Genomic DNA, 14,661 nt, shown 5'->3' with positions numbered 1-14,661 from the left:
AGGGGGCAAGACAATGAAGAAATTTCTCATTATAGATAGCACAATTCTACCTTCAGTGTATGAAAAGGTAGTTGAGGCTAAGGAGATGCTCAGAACAGGCAAAGCAAAAGGGATAACAGATGCAGTAAAAAAGTTAGGCATTAGTAGAAGTACTTTTTATAAATATAAAGACCATGTATTTAATGTATCTGAAGGAATGATAGGAAATAAGGCTACTGTGTCATTTTTATTAAACCATGAGCCTGGTGTACTGTCCTCGATATTAAGGATATTAGCAGAAAATAAAGCCAATGTTTTGACAATAAGTCAAGACATCCCTATAAATAAAATAGCTAATTTATCAATCACATTTGATATGTCCAGTATGGAGCTTGAAATGGATGCATTTTTAACTATTTTAAAAAGAATAAGTGGAGTTGTGAGAGTAGAGCATATAGCTATGGAATAATTAAGATTTAAACAAATGTTTTTTGGTTGACAAGAAATTAACACTAAGGTTATAATTATGAATATATATACATAAAGCTTTACGCAGAGTAAATTTGCAGCGTTAAGTGTTAAAGGCTGGGAAGTCGCCTTTAAACGAAGGTAGTACCGCGACTGTAAATTGCATCCGCTGCACAGCGAAGACTAATCACCTTTTCTGTGGGGAAGGTGATTTTTTGCGTACACAATTTGGGAGGGAATTAATTTGATCTTGATGATTGATAATTTTGATTCTTTTTGTTATAACATCTATCAGTATCTAAGAGAATTAGGCGAAGATGTAGAAGTAGTTAGAAATGACAGCATTTCAGTCAAACAAATACTAGCAAAAAATCCTGAAATTTTACTAATATCACCAGGGCCATGCTCTCCTAAAGAAGCAGGAATTTCTTTAGAAGCAATTGATTATTTCAAAGACAAGCTACCTATTCTAGGAGTTTGCTTAGGACATCAAGCAATTGGAGAAGCTTTTAAAGGAGAAATAATAAAAGCTAAAAGACCTATTCACGGTCATGTACATAGAATAAAGCACGATGAAAAAGGAATGTTTAAAAATTTACCTAATCCACTTGGCGTTACTAGATATCACTCGCTAGTAATAAATGAGCAAAATTTTCCAAGTGAATTAGAAATATCAGCACAGACTATAGATGGAGAGATTATGGGGGTAAGACATAAGCGATATCCTATCGAAGGTGTTCAATTTCATCCTGAAGCTATACTTACAGAGCATGGGCATGATTTATTTAGAAATTTCATAGAAAATGCAAGAGGGTGCAAATAATGATAAAAGAGATAAAAAAATATATTGAACCTATTGAAATTTTTGAACTAATAAAAGATGAACCTCATAGCTTTATACTTGAAAGTAGTCTTTACCACGATGAATATGGTAGATATAGCATAATAGCCTCGAATCCATTTGAGGTAGTAAAGTACTCAAACGATCCTGAGTGTATAGACAAATTCAGAACTATAATGAATAAATATTCTTTTGCAAGTAATAATGATACGAAATCTTTACTTCCCTTTAATGGAGGTGCAGTTGGTTATCTTTCATATGACTTAGGCAGATATATTGAAAAAATAGAGAATAAAACTATAGTTGATATGGAAGTTCCGGATTTATATTTCGGATTGTACGACTGGGCTTATGTAGTTGACCATAAAGAAAGAAAACTGTATTTAGTCTCTGTAGATTTGGATAAGGATAAGGAAGAAAAGCTTATCGTAGAAAAAGAAGAGTTGATTCTAAATCATACACCTGCTGAAAAACTAATTCCAGTAGATGAAGAAGTTCAGCTAAAATCAAATTTTAATAAACAGGAGTATATAGACAGCATAGAAAAGGTAAGACAATATATTAGAAGCGGAGACATATACCAAGCAAATTTAACTCAGAGATTTGAGGGTGAAACAAAGAGAAGCGCTTTTGATATATATTCAGAGCTGAGAGAAGTTGGACCTACTATTTTTGGTGGGCTTCTAAATTTTGAAGATGTGCAGGTAATTTCGAATTCTCCTGAAAGGTTTATTAAGGTAGAAAATAGAAAAATCCAAACTAGACCTATTAAAGGAACTAGGCCAAGAGGAGACAACCCTGAGCAGGACGAATTTTTCAAAACTGAACTTTCAAATAGTGAAAAAGACAAGGCTGAACTACTTATGATAGTAGACCTAGAGAGAAATGATTTAGGAAGAGTATCAGAGATAGGAAGTGTCAAGGTGCCAGAGCTATTTAAAATAGAGGCCTATGCTAATGTATATCATTTAGTCGCTACGATAGAATCAGAAATAGACAAGGACAAAGATATCTATGAGGTTATCAAAGCAACATTTCCAGGAGGTTCTATAACTGGGGCTCCCAAAATTAGAGCTATGGAGGTCATAGAAGAGCTTGAGCCGACTAGAAGAAATGTATATACTGGCTCGATTGGATATATAGGATTTGATGGTTTAGCTGACTTAAATATAGCTATAAGAACTATAGTAAAAAAGGATGATAGAATTACTTTTCAAGTAGGCGGTGGAATTACTTGGGATTCAAATCCAGAGGATGAGTACATGGAGACTCTTCACAAAGCTAAATCTATCATGAAAACTTTAAGAGGATATATTCAAGATGATACTTCTAAGTAGAGGGGTCTTAAACTGGGATGATAAAGCATTAAAGTTTGGGCTTGGTATATTTGAAACTCTTCTTATTAAAAACAAGCAAGTATACTTTTTAGAAGACCATATTTATAGACTCTTAGCTTCTAGTGAAAAGCTTGACATAGGAAAAAGCTTTGCTAAGCAGGCAGTACATGATTTAAAGCAAATTTGCTCAGATTTAAAAGAGGATCAGATTATAAGATTAACTTTATGTGACAGTGGATACAGCATAGAATCTAGAGAGCTGACCTACACCCTAGATAATTATAAAAATGGATTTAGCTTGGAGATATATCCCTATAAAAGAGGGGAAAATCCTATGCTCAGGTTCAAAACTACCTCGTATATAGAAAATCACATAGCTAGAGAAAATGCAAAAAAAACTGGCTTTGACGATGCTGTTTTTTTAGATTATAAATCCAATATTCTAGAAACAAGTATAGCTAATATAATTTTTAGAAAAAAAAATACATTTTATACCAATGGTGAAAATGCTTTCATATTAAGGGGAATAGCCCAAAAAAATATACGAGGAATACTTAGCTTTGAGTTGGGGTACAAGCTAAGTGAAGAACCGTTAAATATAGAGGAACTAGAAGCATTTGATGAAGCCTTTATTTGCAATAGTGCTATGAATATGATGCCAGTTAAATCAATAGGAAATCTAAGCTATAACGTTAATACTGACTTGGCAATAACTGTAAATAATCTGCTAGAAGTACATAGCAGATATGAATTATCTCACGATGATGTAATAAAGTTTGTGAGGACACATTATTTATCAGATGAGGATATCAAATACATATTTATAACAGGGTCATCTAAAAGGCTAGGATATAGCAAGGAAAGAGATGTCGATGTATTTGTATTTGATAACGATACTAAAGAGCAAAATAGAAGCTTAGTTAGGCATCTTGGATATGACTGGGATATTAACATATTCTCACTTGAACTAGTAGAAAAAATGATGCATGAGAATATTGAGTTTTTAGTAAAAGCTATAACGGAATCCACTTTAATATACGGAGACGAAGGGGATTTTGAGAATTTTAAAAAAATAATTTCTATTTCTTAAAAAGTAAAATTTATTTGTAACTCTAAGGAGGAGTATAAAATGTCAAATGAAATTAAAGCTGTTGAAAAAATGGATAAGGATAAGATAAAAAGAGCAGTGAGAGATATTTTAGAGGCTATTGGAGAAGACCCAGATAGAGAGGGACTAGTTGATACTCCAAAGAGAATTGCAAATATGTTTGAAGAAATATTTGCAGGTCTTCATCAAGATCCTAGAGAGCATCTTCAAATATTTTTCCAAGAAGAAAATCATGAAGAAATGGTTATAGTTAAGGATATATCTTTTTACTCAGTATGCGAGCATCACCTAGTACCGTTTTTTGGAAAAGCTCACGTGGCATATATACCTAAAGGTGGAAAGCTAACAGGGTTATCCAAACTTGCTAGAGTAGTTGAGACTGCTGCAAGAAGACCTCAGCTTCAAGAAAGAATTGCAAAAACGGTAGCAGATTCAATAGTAGAGGTTCTTGATCCATATGGAGTAGTAGTTATTCTAGAAGCTGAGCATATGTGTATGACTATGAGAGGAATTAAAAAGCCTGGCTCAAAAACAATAACATCAGCAGTTAGAGGAATATTTGAAAAAGATGTAGCAGCAAGAGCAGAGGCTATGTCGCTTATAAATATAAAATAGCAAGGAGAATATACGATGATGGAATTTGGAAAGAAAACTTATATCATGGGTATATTAAATGTCACTCCTGACAGCTTTTCTGATGGAGGAGAATTTACAAATGTAGATAACGCTATTAAGCATGCTTTAGAAATGGTAGAGCAAGGAGCAGATATTATTGATATAGGAGCAGAGTCTACAAGACCAGGATTTATTGAAGTTGATGCAGATACTGAAATTAAAAGACTGATTCCAGTGATAGAAGCATTAAAAATTAAAACAAATGCACTTATTTCAGTGGATACTTATAAATCTGAGGTAGCGAGAAAAGCTATGCAAAGTGGAGCTGATATAATCAATGATGTTTGGGGATTTCAAAAAGACACTAAAATGGCAGAGGTAGCAGCTGAATTTAATTGCCCTGCAGTTGTAATGCACAATCAAACTGGAACGGATTACAGTATAGAGATAATGCAGAGCATAAAGGATTTTTTTGAAAAAACCATTGAAATAGCTTTAAAGGCTGGAATGAAAAGAAACCAGCTGATTTTAGATCCGGGAATAGGGTTTGGAAAAACACCTGAGCAAAATATGTATGTTATGAAAAGACTAGAAGAGCTCAAATGCTTTGGACTTCCAATTTTACTTGGTACATCTAGAAAATCTATGCTTGGAAAAATTCTTGACCTTCCTCCAAAAGAGAGGGTGGAAGGAACTATAGCTACTACAGTTATGGGAATCATTCAAGGAGTGGATATTGTTAGGGTTCACGATGTAAAAGAAAACCTAAGAGCGGCGATGGTTACAGATGCTATATATAGAAAGGAAAACCAATAAAATGGATAAAATACTTCTAAATAATATGGCGTTCTTTGGCACTCATGGTGTCTTGCAGGAAGAAAAAACTCTAGGACAAAAATTTTTTATAGATGCAGAGCTTTATTTAGATTTGAAAGATGCAGGAAAAACTGATGATTTAACAATGACAGTAAGCTATGCAGATGTTTATGAAATTATAAAAACCCACGCACAGGATAAGTGCTATGATCTCTTAGAGGCTCTAGGAGAAAACATTTGCAATTGCATTTTAAAAAATTATAAAACCATTAAAGAAATTAAATTGACTATTAGAAAACCAGAAGCACCTGTAAGGGGAATATTTGATTATATGGGGATAAGCATAACCCGAAATAGGGAGGATATATGGTAAAAGCGTTTCTTTCTTTAGGGAGTAATATGGGGGATAGATTAGAATATTTAAGCAAAGCTATAGATAAGATTGCAGAAATTCAAGGCTGTAATATTTTAAATAAATCAAGCGTATATGAAACTGAGCCATGGGGATATGAAAATCAAGAAGCATTTTTAAATTTATGCATTAGCATAGAAACATCCTTATCTCCTTATGAACTGCTTGAAAGCCTCCAAGCTATAGAACTAGAGCTTGACAGGGTAAGAAAGATACACTGGGGACCTAGAACTATAGATATTGACATACTTCTGTTTGATGATATAATTTGTGAGGACGATAAATTGACTATTCCTCATCCTAGGATGAGAGAGAGAGCATTTGTACTGATTCCTCTGTATGACATTGAAAAAAATCTAATTATTGACGGGATAAAGCTTGAGGATTTGATTAATAAAATTGATACAAGAGGAATAAAGGAGTATAAGAAAAATGATTTCTAAAATATTGAATAAGGTTGATGCTCCGTTTGACGAAAACGTAATAGATATCGAAAAAGAAAAGCTGATAATAGCTGGACCTTGTGCTATAGAATCCTATGACCAGCTACTGGAAACAGCTAGATTTATAAAATCAAAAGGCGTTAAAATCCTTAGAGGAGGAGCTTACAAGCCAAGAACTTCTCCGTTTGCTTTTCAAGGAATGAGAAAAGAAGGCCTTGAGATTTTAAAAGCTGTGAAAAAAGAAGTAGGCATTATGGCGGTGACAGAAGCTATTGATGAAAAAAGCTTAAGTGAAGTCTATGAAGTATCAGATATGATTCAAATAGGTTCGAGAAATATGCAAAATTTTTCTCTACTTGTAGAAGCTGGAAAACAAGATAAACCAATTCTTCTTAAAAGAGGAATGTCAGCGACTATCAAGGAGTGGATACATGCAGCTGAATATATAGCAAAGCAAGGAAATACCAAGATAATTATGTGTGAACGAGGCATAAGAACTTTCAATGACTATACTAGAAATACTATGGATATAGCAGCCATTCCTATAATAAAACAGGAAACTGGTTTAAAAGTTATTGCTGATCCAAGCCATGGAACTGGAAAAAGAAATCTTATTTTGCCAATGTCTTTAGCATCGCTTGCAGCAGGAGCTGATGGACTTATTATAGAGGTTCATCCTCAGCCAGAAGATGCACTCTCAGACGGAGATCAATCTTTAAATTTTGAAGAATTTTCAAATTTAATATCAGTTATAAAAGGATGAGAATTCTCATCCTTTTTAGTCTTTTTAATCAAACATATAAATTTTAGAATTTTCAGATGAAGGAAAAAAACTTTTTATATAGAATAATATCTTATATGCCTCTTTTATCTATTTGGGAGATGTGATGTCTATGATAGACGATAATTTTATTGAAGATGTAAAAGCAAGGATAAATATTTTAGATATTATTTCCTCCTATGTTGAACTTAAAGGTAATGCAGAAAGCTATAAAGGTCTATGCCCATTTCACAACGAAAAGTCGCCATCTTTTATGGTAAATGAAAAAAAACAGATATTTAAATGTTTCGGTTGTGGTGAAGGTGGAGATGCAATAGCTTTTATTATGAAAAAGGAAAATTTAGACTTTATGGATGCACTGAAGGTATTAGCTGAAAAAGCCAATATACCTTGGCCAGAAGATAAAACCATTACTTTGCAGCAAAGGCAGACTGCAGAGCTAAGGGAAAAATTACTTCAGATACATTTGATTGCAGCTAGATATTACTTTCAGATGCTTTGGAATAATGTTGATAAATCTTTAGACTACATAAAACGCAGGAATTTAAGCGATAAAACCATAAAAAAATTTGGTTTAGGATATGCGCCTAGAAGCACAGCTTTACGGGAGCATCTATTATCTAAAGGCTACATCGAAAAGGAACTTATAGAAAGTGGGCTATTTGTCTCTAGAGGAACGCAGATAAAGGACCGTTTTTTTGGACGAATTATGTTTCCGATTTTCGACATAAGGGGAAGAGTGATTGCTTTTGGAGGAAGGGTAATTGATTCTAGTTTACCTAAATATCTGAACTCATCCGATACACTTATTTTTCATAAAAAAAATCATTTGTATGGCTTAAATATAGCAAAAAATAATTTGACTAGAGATATTTTTCTAGTAGAGGGCTATATGGATGTCATAGCCATGCATCAATATGGATTTTCTTCAGCAGTTGCATCCTTGGGTACTTCACTTACTGAGCAGCAGGCTCAAAGTATAAAGAAATATTGTAATAATGTATATTTAGCCTACGATAATGATGAAGCTGGAATAAAAGCTACTCTTCGGGGGATAGATATACTAAAAATCAATGAACTAAGTGCTTTTGTTTTAGATTTTTCTCCGTGGAATGATCCAGATGAATATCTGAGCAATAATTCCACTGAAGAATTTGAAAAAATTATTAGCAATTCAAAATCAAGCCTACAATTTCAAATTGAACAGATACAAAAAAAGTATAGTTTGGATATGGAAAAGGATAAAATCACTTTCATAAAAGAAGCATCATTTGTTTTGAAAAAGCATAGTAGTCCTGTGGAAATTGAAACTGAAATTATAAGACTGTCAGATATTACTGGGCTATCTATTAAATCTATTGGAAGTGAGGTGTATGGGAAATATTTCAGTCCAAAACAGTTTGAAGTTCAAGGAATGAAAAAATCAAATAAGGTTACTGAAAAAAATGATATAAAAATACATAAAGATGAAGAAGCTTGGCTTATTACTGAGTTTTCTTTTTTAAATTATTTAGTCAATCATATTTCAGAATATGATGTGATAAAAAATATGCTTTCAAAAGAGGATTTTTCAAATGAAGAAAGCAGAGAAATTTTTGATATGTTATCAGATAAAAATTTATCTGATGTAGTCAAAGAGAAATTTAGGGGTAAAAATATAAAGTATGAAGTTATATCTTCTGAACAGATTTATAATTTGATGCTTATAATTAAAAAAAATTCATTAAAAATGAAGATAAATCATTTGTTAGAGGAACAAATGAAATTGGATTCTAGCAATGAGAAAGACCAGCGTAGATTAATAGAAATAGGTATGAGTGTAATGGAATTTACTAAGGAATTAGATAATCTATAGATTAGAAGCTTAGGATTTTAGGTTATATTTATAGCTTGAAGGAGTTGATTTTTTTGGATAATGAATTGAAACAAGAGAAAAAAATAGCTGTAAAGAGTTTGATTGATAAAGGTAAAAAAGATGGGTCATTAACTTATGAACAAATAGGTGAAGCCCTAAGCGAGATGGAGCTTGACAAAGAACAAATTGAAAACATATATGACACCTTTGCTCAATTGGGTATAGATATTTTAGATGAAAATATAAAGGACGACACTGTTATTTTCAATAAAGAGTTTAATAAGAATCCTGATGCTGAGACTGAGGATGAAGATGAAGATGCATCTAAGCTGGATTTATCAATTCCTAAAGGAGTGTCAATTGACGATCCTGTAAGAATGTACCTTAAAGAAATAGGAAAAATCCCACTTCTTTCTGCTGAGGAAGAAATTGATTTAGCTGAGAAAATGGGTTATGGCGATGAAATAGCAAAGAAGAAATTAGTTGAAGCAAACTTAAGATTAGTTGTTTCTATTGCGAAAAGATATGTTGGAAGAGGGATGCTATTTCTTGATCTTATCCAAGAAGGGAATCTTGGTCTAATAAAAGCTGTAGAAAAATTCGATTACAAAAAAGGTTTCAAGTTTTCGACTTATGCAACATGGTGGATAAGACAGGCGATAACTAGAGCTATAGCCGACCAAGCTAGAACTATTAGAATCCCTGTTCATATGGTAGAGACTATAAATAAATTAATTAGAGTTCACAGACAGCTTCTTCAAGAGTATGGAAGAGACCCTAAACCTGAAGAGCTTGCTAAAGAAATGGACATGCCAGAAGAAAAAATTAGAGAAATAATGAAAATAGCTCAAGAACCAGTATCCTTAGAAACACCTATAGGGGAAGAGGAAGATAGCCATTTAGGTGATTTTATACCTGATGACGATGCTCCAGCACCTGCTGAAGCAGCAGCTTACTCTCTACTTAAGGAACAGCTTGAGGATGTACTGTGCACATTAAATGAGAGAGAACAAAAAGTTCTTAAACTACGCTTTGGTCTAGAAGATGGAAGAGCAAGAACATTGGAGGAAGTTGGAAAAGAATTCGATGTTACAAGAGAAAGAATCAGACAAATTGAAGCTAAAGCTCTAAGAAAATTGAGACATCCTAGTAGATCGAAAAAATTAAAAGATTATTTAGATTAATATATAAAAGATTCGCATCAGCGAATCTTTTATTATGAATAGGCCAAGATTTCATAGAGAGTGAAACAAGTTATATAAGATTTTGAAAATATGGGTATAAAATAAATTTAAGATTACTATGAAAATGAGATTTTTATAAAGATGGGTGATTATTGTGATAAGTAAAAGATTAGAGACTATACTTAATTTGATTCCACAATCTGAAGTTTTAGCAGATATAGGAACAGACCATGGATACATTCCCACTTATGCTGTAAAAAATAATATAGTCAAAAAAGCGATTGCCGCGGATATTAGTAAAGGCTCTTTAGAAAAGGCTATTATAGAGATTAAAAATAATAATTTGCAGACAAAAATTGAAACAAGATTAGGAAGCGGGTTAGAAATATTAGAGGTTGATGAGGCTGATATAGTAGTAATAGCTGGTATGGGTGGAATTTTAATTTCTGAGATTCTAAATGAATCCTATCATAAAAAATATAAAGCAAAACATCCTATTTTAATTTTTCAGCCTGTACAATTCCCCGAAAAATTGAGACAATATTTATATAAAAATAATTTTGATATCTTAGATGAAGAACTTATAGAAGATGAAGGTAAATTTTATCATATAATAGTGAGTAGATACTCATTAGAAAAGGTATTAAAAACTATAGAACCCCCATTTGATGAGATAGGAAATATAAATTATAGGAAAGCAAATGAAGTTTTATTTAAATTACTTCAATCTAAAATTAATACTAATAAAGCAATAATAGAAAAAATTAAAGAAAGTCGTAGTGAAGAAAATAACGCAAAAGTTGAAGAATTATCCTTGAAGATAAAATGCTATGAGGAGATGATAGAAGATGCAGCTAGAAAAACTCAAAATAAAACTAGATGAACTTTTAAATCCAAACCTAGCATATGATTGGGATAATGTTGGACTAAGTATTGGCGATAAGACGGCTCATGTAAATAAAGTGCTTATAACCCTTGAAATTAACGAGGCAGTTGTTGATGAGGCTATAAGTAAGGATGTAAAATTAATTATAAGCCATCACCCTTTGATTTTTAGACCTATTAAATCTATAACAAATTTTGATGATAAAGGAAGTATACTTCTTAAATTAATTAAAAATTCAATAGGCGTTTACGTAGCTCATACAAATTTTGATATTATAGAAGGCGGCTTAAACGATTATATTTCAAATTTATTATCTCTTAATAATATAAATAAATTAGCCTATGAAAATTCGGATATAGATGCAATAGGAAGATATGGTGAGTTAGAAGAAGAGATGAGCGTTGAAGAATTCATTTCTTTTATAAAAACTAAGCTTAATTTGATGAACTTGAGAATGGTTTATGGAGGAAATACTAGAATTAGAAAAGTTGGTCTAGTAACAGGCTCCGGCATTGAGTATGCAAAAAATGCTTTTGAGGCTGGATGTGATGTTTACTTGACGGGAGATATAAAATACCATGATGCCCAAGATTGGCTTGGCAGAGGAATGAATATATTTGATGTGGGGCATTATGGGAGTGAAATTCACTTTAAGGAAAATATGCTTAGAATTCTAAGAAATAAATTGGGTGAGGAAATTGATTTTGTTGTTTCGGATGCTTTAAAAGATCCGTTTAGGGCTGTATAAACGCCTAAGGAGGATTGTTTTGGAGATTTTGAAAAGAATAGATAAAGGCTATAGACTGATAGAACAAGCTAAAGACAAAAGTGAAAGACTTATGAATGTTGAATCGATAAAACGCTTAAAACATGAGTTGGATTTGATTTTAAATGAAGAAAATGAGATAAGAGTTCAAGTTGATCAAGCAAGAACAGGGCTTTTAATAAAAGAAAAACAACTTTCAGATATAGACAGACAGCTTTTATCGATTTTAGAAAAGTTGTATGAATCGGAGCATCAAAACTCTAAAATTTTGCAGGAATTAAAAAAACAAGAAACTATATTAAAGGATAAGAAAACAAATCTTGAAGATGAAATAATGAAAGAATTTTATATAATAGAAAAATATTCAAAAGAATTAAATCTTTTTAAATCTAAATATAACAAGGTAGAGAAGCTTTATAACTCAAAAAAAATAAGTCAGAATGAAAAGGTTGCTTATTTAGAGGATAAAATTAAATTGATGGAAAAAAAGATTAGAAAACTCAGAAAGTCTGCTGACCCTAATTTGCTTAGTTTATATGATAAAAAAAGGCAAACTATGAAGGTTGTTTTTGCTAAAGCAGAAAACGGAGTTTGTGAAATATGTCATATGACATTATCTACATCCCTAATTGAAAAAGTTGAGAACTGCTCGGAAATAATTGAATGTGATTGTTGTAACAGAATTTTGTACTTGGAGGAAACAAAAGATAATGATGAGACTTTATAGTGACGGAGGCTCAAGAGGAAATCCTGGAGAAGCCGCTATAGGATTTGTTATTTATGATGGAGATAAAATAGTTTATGAAAAAGCGAGACCAATAGGGATTGCTACCAATAATATAGCAGAATATACTGCTCTACTAGAAGGCGTAGAGGCTTTGATTCGCCTGGGAGTTCAGGATGTAGAGGCTTTTTTAGATAGTGAGCTAGTGGTAAAGCAAATTAAAGGGGAATATAAAGTAAAAAACCAAGAACTAAAAGTTATTTTTGATAGAATAAAAGATAAAATTAATAACTTTAAATCTTTTAGTATAAATCATGTAAAAAGGGCCTATAACAAGGAGGCTGACAGAATATTAAATATAGCACTTGATACAATGACAACCTTTGAAAATGGAAGTTTAATAAAAGGCTTATCTAGCGTAAGTAAAGGTCCAGTAGAGGAGAGTAATAATGCTTTTAGACTTGATACTATTTATGGAGCTTTAATAAAAAAAGTTGAAGACATAAAAAATTACATAAAAAAAGACAAGAAGGTTGTAGTGGCATTTTCTGGTGGAGTAGATAGTAGTCTATTAATAAATCTATGCAAGGAAGTACTAAAAGATGAGGTAGTAGCTGTTACGGTAAAAGGCCCACACATACCAGAAAGCGAATTTAATGAAGCTGTTAAGTTAGCAAATGCTATAGGAATTAAACATGAGATAGTGGAAGAAGATATTTTATCCATTAAGGAAGTTAGAGAAGGGGATTTGAGACGATGCTATTACTGCAAAAGCTTCGTGTTTAAGTATATAGATGATTATGCTAAAAAAATAGGAGCTAGTGCAGTTTATGATGGAAGTAATATTGACGATTTATCTGACTATAGACCAGGGATGCAAGCACTAGAGGAATTACATGTCAAAAGTCCATTTTTAGAAACGAATTGGACAAAATCGGATATTAGAGAATACTCAAAGCTATTAGGTTTGAAAACTCACGATAAAGAAGCCGCGGCTTGCCTTATTTCGAGAGTTTCTTACGGACAGACCATTACTAAAGAAATGCTAACTAGGATTGATAAAGCAGAAGCTTATTTAAAGTCTAAGGGTCTTAGAAATGTAAGAGTAAGAGTACACGATGACCTAGCTAGAATAGAGATGAATAGTGATGATTTAAAGCCGTTTATAAATCTCGATTTGTTTAAAGAAGCTAACGAATATCTTAAAAATCTAGGCTTTAAATATGTATCTCTTGATTTAGGTGGATACAAAACAGGAAATATGAATAAATAAATTAAGGAGAAAAATATGAAATATGAAGCAATAGCACCTTGTCTTTTTGGAATGGAAGCAACTGTGTCTTTTGAACTTAAAAACATGGGCATTAAAGTATTAAACGTATCTGATGGAAGAGTTACATTTGAAGGAGATGCTTTTGAAATTGTAAGAGCAAATCTATCACTTAGAACTGCTGAAAGAGTACTAATTAAAGTAGGAGAATTCAAGGCATATAGCTTTGAACAATTATATCAAGGAATATTAAAGCTTCCTTTTGAAAGCTATATTCCAAAGGATGCAGAGTTTCCTATTTCTAAAGCTAAGAGCATAAATAGTAAACTTTTTTCTAAATCAGATATTCAATCTGTAGCTAAAAAAGCTGTAGTTGAAAGATTGAAGCAAAAGCATAAAGTTCAAACTCTTCCAGAAACAGGTGCACTTCACCCTATTATTATTTTCATTAATAAAGATGTAGTTGAAGTAACTATTGATACAACAGGTCCAGCTCTACATAAAAGAGGATATAGAGAAAAATCTGGTGGGGCACCTATAAGAGAAACACTAGCTGCATTTATGGTAATGCTTACTCCTTGGAAAGAAAATAGAACACTAGTGGACCCAATGTGCGGGTCAGGAACTATTTTAATTGAAGCAGCTCTTTATGGTGCAGGAATAATGCCTGGAATAAACAGAAACTTTACTGGAGAAAATTTGTCTTTTCTGCCAAAACATGTTTGGCAGACTGAGAGAAACGAAGCTCTATCGCAGGAAAAGGACGTGCAGTTTAAGCTTAAAGGCTATGATATAGATGAAGACGTAATTGAACTAGCTAAAGAAAATGCAGAGCTAGCAGGAGTTGGTCATCTTATAGATTTTGAGGTTAAGGATATGACCAAGTGGGAGACTGATGAGGAGTATGGATTTATAATAACTAATCCTCCTTATGGAGAAAGATTATCAGCAGAAGAAGATATTACTGGATTTTATAAAGAAATGGGAAAAATATTCAGGAACTTAAAAAACTGGTCATATTATTTAATAACGACATTAGAAGATATAGACCAGATTATGGATATACCGTTTCAGAAAAAAAGAAAATTATACAATGGTATGCTTAAGAGTTATTATTATCAATATTTGGGGCCAAAACCACAAAAATAATTATAAATTTTATAATCAGGAGGAATT

At 32.3% G+C, this 14,661-nt stretch carries 16 protein-coding genes and 1 riboswitch; all 16 genes read left to right on the top strand.

Annotated elements, in window-relative coordinates; all coding sequences use genetic code 11:
• Window positions 1–13: 13 nt before the first annotated feature.
• The gene (locus CLOST_RS08935) at window positions 14–448 is read left to right on the top strand and encodes an ACT domain-containing protein (protein ID WP_013361978.1); all 435 of its coding nucleotides are present in this window, start codon (window positions 14–16) and stop codon (window positions 446–448) included.
• Window positions 449–530: 82 nt separating this feature from the next.
• Window positions 531–621: riboswitch (THF riboswitch) on the top strand.
• Window positions 622–700: 79 nt separating this feature from the next.
• The gene (locus CLOST_RS08930; RefSeq protein WP_041487457.1) at window positions 701–1,270 is read left to right on the top strand and encodes an anthranilate synthase component II; all 570 of its coding nucleotides are present in this window, start codon (window positions 701–703) and stop codon (window positions 1,268–1,270) included.
• Window positions 1,270–2,625: an aminodeoxychorismate synthase component I gene (gene pabB, locus CLOST_RS08925; protein WP_013361976.1), complete on the top strand. Its 1,356-nt coding sequence runs from the start codon at window positions 1,270–1,272 to the stop codon at window positions 2,623–2,625. The genes CLOST_RS08930 and pabB overlap by 1 nt, the downstream gene beginning before the upstream one ends.
• Complete coding sequence (locus CLOST_RS08920; protein ID WP_013361975.1) at window positions 2,609–3,715, top strand: aminotransferase class IV; 1,107 nt, start codon at window positions 2,609–2,611, stop codon at window positions 3,713–3,715. The genes pabB and CLOST_RS08920 overlap by 17 nt, the downstream gene beginning before the upstream one ends.
• Before the next feature lie 39 nt (window positions 3,716–3,754).
• A complete protein-coding gene (gene folE, locus CLOST_RS08915; RefSeq protein WP_013361974.1) occupies window positions 3,755–4,348 on the top strand; it encodes a GTP cyclohydrolase I FolE in 594 nt (197 codons plus the stop codon).
• 15 nt (window positions 4,349–4,363) lie between these two features.
• Window positions 4,364–5,164 (top strand): dihydropteroate synthase, encoded by an 801-nt coding sequence (gene folP / locus CLOST_RS08910; RefSeq protein ID WP_013361973.1) that lies wholly within the window; start codon window positions 4,364–4,366, stop codon window positions 5,162–5,164.
• A gap of 1 nt (window position 5,165) precedes the next feature.
• On the top strand, window positions 5,166–5,537 hold the full coding sequence (folB, locus tag CLOST_RS08905; RefSeq protein ID WP_013361972.1) for a dihydroneopterin aldolase: 372 nt from the start codon (window positions 5,166–5,168) through the stop codon (window positions 5,535–5,537).
• A complete protein-coding gene (gene folK / locus CLOST_RS08900) occupies window positions 5,531–6,019 on the top strand; it encodes a 2-amino-4-hydroxy-6-hydroxymethyldihydropteridine diphosphokinase (protein WP_041487171.1) in 489 nt (162 codons plus the stop codon). The genes folB and folK overlap by 7 nt, the downstream gene beginning before the upstream one ends.
• On the top strand, window positions 6,009–6,782 hold the full coding sequence (gene aroF, locus CLOST_RS08895) for a 3-deoxy-7-phosphoheptulonate synthase (protein WP_013361970.1): 774 nt from the start codon (window positions 6,009–6,011) through the stop codon (window positions 6,780–6,782). Before folK ends, aroF begins: the two co-directional genes overlap by 11 nt.
• A 130-nt stretch (window positions 6,783–6,912) precedes the next feature.
• Window positions 6,913–8,655: a DNA primase gene (dnaG, locus tag CLOST_RS08890; RefSeq protein ID WP_013361969.1), complete on the top strand. Its 1,743-nt coding sequence runs from the start codon at window positions 6,913–6,915 to the stop codon at window positions 8,653–8,655.
• Window positions 8,656–8,708: 53 nt separating this feature from the next.
• A complete protein-coding gene (gene rpoD, locus CLOST_RS08885) occupies window positions 8,709–9,839 on the top strand; it encodes an RNA polymerase sigma factor RpoD (RefSeq protein WP_013361968.1) in 1,131 nt (376 codons plus the stop codon).
• A 154-nt stretch (window positions 9,840–9,993) separates the two neighbouring features.
• Window positions 9,994–10,722: a tRNA (adenine(22)-N(1))-methyltransferase gene (locus tag CLOST_RS08880; protein ID WP_013361967.1), complete on the top strand. Its 729-nt coding sequence runs from the start codon at window positions 9,994–9,996 to the stop codon at window positions 10,720–10,722.
• Window positions 10,688–11,473 carry a Nif3-like dinuclear metal center hexameric protein gene (locus tag CLOST_RS08875; protein ID WP_013361966.1) on the top strand — a complete coding sequence of 262 codons (786 nt, stop codon included), beginning with the start codon at window positions 10,688–10,690 and terminating at the stop codon, window positions 11,471–11,473. The genes CLOST_RS08880 and CLOST_RS08875 overlap by 35 nt, the downstream gene beginning before the upstream one ends.
• A 19-nt stretch (window positions 11,474–11,492) precedes the next feature.
• Complete coding sequence (locus CLOST_RS08870) at window positions 11,493–12,218, top strand: zinc ribbon domain-containing protein (protein WP_013361965.1); 726 nt, start codon at window positions 11,493–11,495, stop codon at window positions 12,216–12,218.
• Window positions 12,202–13,488, top strand: a complete 1,287-nt coding sequence (gene larE / locus CLOST_RS13780) for an ATP-dependent sacrificial sulfur transferase LarE (protein WP_013361964.1) — start codon at window positions 12,202–12,204, stop codon at window positions 13,486–13,488. The genes CLOST_RS08870 and larE overlap by 17 nt, the downstream gene beginning before the upstream one ends.
• A 15-nt stretch (window positions 13,489–13,503) precedes the next feature.
• A complete protein-coding gene (locus tag CLOST_RS08860) occupies window positions 13,504–14,634 on the top strand; it encodes a THUMP domain-containing class I SAM-dependent RNA methyltransferase (protein ID WP_013361963.1) in 1,131 nt (376 codons plus the stop codon).
• The last annotated feature ends 27 nt before the right edge of the window (window positions 14,635–14,661 follow it).

The organism is Acetoanaerobium sticklandii, assembly GCF_000196455.1.
Classification (GTDB): Bacteria; Bacillota; Clostridia; order Peptostreptococcales; family Filifactoraceae; genus Acetoanaerobium; species Acetoanaerobium sticklandii.
This window is presented reverse-complemented; position numbering and strand designations above follow the sequence as displayed.